Source organism: Corallococcus llansteffanensis (assembly GCF_003612055.1).
GTDB classification, from domain to species: Bacteria; Myxococcota; Myxococcia; order Myxococcales; family Myxococcaceae; genus Corallococcus; species Corallococcus llansteffanensis.
On record NZ_RAWB01001142.1, the window covers coordinates 1 to 596 of the forward strand.

Annotated in this window: 1 protein-coding gene; it reads right to left on the minus strand. The window is 69.5% G+C overall.

Features of this window, described 5'->3' with window-relative positions; all coding sequences use genetic code 11:
• Window positions 1-596, minus strand: a 596-nt coding sequence (locus D7V93_RS43830; RefSeq protein WP_147451723.1) for an APC family permease, incomplete at both ends; no start/stop codon positions are given.

The following is a 596-nucleotide window of genomic DNA, read 5'->3' on the forward strand; positions in this document are numbered from 1 at the left end:
GGTCATGAGGAGCCCACCCCAACCCCCGAGGAACCGCGCGGCGGCGTTGGCGAGCGGCGTCTGCGCGTCCGCGACCCCGGGCAACGTGCCCAGCGCCACCCACTGCACCGCCGTGTAGATGAGCGTGACAACGCCTATCTGCACGATGAGCGCGAAGGGCACGTCGCGGCGTGGGTTCTTGAACTCACCCGCCGGAGCCGCCGTGTTCTCGAAGCCGGCATAGGCGAACAGCAGCAGCAGCACCGCGGCCCCCAGGTTGCCTCCTTCCCTGGGAGCCACCGACGTCGCCAGCGGCACGGACACGGAGAAGAGGCCCACGGCGATGAACACCAGCAGTGGCACCGTCTTGGTGACGGCGAGGAAAACCGCGGTGCGAGCGCCGCCCTTCACGCCCACGACGTTGATGGCCGTGAGTGTGAGCAGGGGCACGGCGATGGCCAGGCCCTGGCCCAGGCCCGAGTTCGCCGCGGGCCACAGGAAGCCCAGCGCGCGGGAGAAGCCAACGGATAACGAGGCCACGGACGAGACGCGCGCCAGCCACGTCATCCAGCCGACCTGGAACCCCACCCGTTCTCCAAAGGCTTCACGCGTGTAGA